The sequence below is a fragment of the Priestia sp. BR_2 genome (assembly GCF_041954005.1).
Taxonomy (GTDB): Bacteria; Bacillota; Bacilli; order Paenibacillales; family Paenibacillaceae; genus Paenibacillus_AQ; species Paenibacillus_AQ lautus_A.
Genome location: NZ_JAVFHM010000112.1, coordinates 1 through 1,183, shown reverse-complemented (window position 1 = coordinate 1,183; position 1,183 = coordinate 1). Strand labels below are relative to the sequence as shown.

Below are 1,183 nucleotides of genomic sequence, written 5' to 3'. Positions count from 1 at the left end.
ACGTGATTCCGCAGCTGTCAAGTTTTCTGATGATGTGCTTAGATTATTAATTGTGTGGTCTAAGCGGTTTTGTGAAGCACCTAATTTAGAGCGCTCACCAGAGACCTTTACAATTGCTTTACTAATAGTATCAATTGCGGTATTAGCACCGGTTTGAGAAGTCACATCGACATCATTAATACCTAATGATGTTGCACTCATATCATTAATTGATAAGCTAGTGTTTTGATCTTGATTAGCTCCAATCTGCAATTTTACTGATTTGTCTTGTAAAGTTCCAACCAAAGTATCATCATCACTACCGTGATTAGTCTTTAAAGAAAACTCAAAGCCCCCAATATTTAATTTGCCGCCTGTGTAGGCAGAAATAGGTGAAGTATTAACAGTTGAGGCACCTGTCAAATCAATCTCTAATCCATTTGAAGATAAAGTAAAGTTCATAACGCCATCTTTAGTAATATTATCAGTATCAAGATTAAGGCTAAGGCCTCCAATTGTTAGATCGCTATTAGTAGCTTGACCAGCTAATGTTGTTTCTTTACCATCAGGTCCTGTTAATTTAAAGTCTGCTGTAGATCCGACACTATTATAGTTAGATACTTCTAAACGGTAGGAACCATAATCAATCTGAGCACCACTGGCAACGGATATAGAATCTTGGTCAAATCCTGCATTTAATGAATTGTTATCTACAGTGAAAGTATCAGTACCAGCATCAGTTAGAGTAAGAGTATAAGTTCCGTTGCCTAGATTTTCCCCGACAGCCTGTAAGTCATTAGTTACTAAATCACTTGTAGTAGGAGTAAATTGCTTACCCATATCACCATTTAATAATTTTTTTGTATTAAATTCGGTGTCTGTTGAGATACGTGTAACTTCTTGTTTTAATTGATTCATTTCTTTTTGAATTTCATTTCTATCGTCATCTGTGTTTGTGTCATTGGATGATTGAACTGCTAGTTCACGCATACGTTGCAAGATATCAGTACTTTCATTTAATGCCCCTTCTGCAGTTTGAATCATAGACATACCATCTTGTGCATTACGAGAAGCTTGATCCAATCCACGAATCTGTCCACGCATTTTCTCAGAGATTGCAAGACCTGCTGCGTCATCAGCCGCATTGTTAATACGCTGACCAGAAGACAATTTCTCCATAGATTTTGCTTGAGCATTGTTAGCT

Annotated in this window: 1 protein-coding gene; it reads right to left on the bottom strand. The window is 36.9% G+C overall.

The window, feature by feature from the left end:
• On the bottom strand, window positions 1-1,183 hold a 1,183-nt coding region (locus RB298_RS03665; RefSeq protein WP_486045819.1), incomplete at both ends, for a flagellin N-terminal helical domain-containing protein.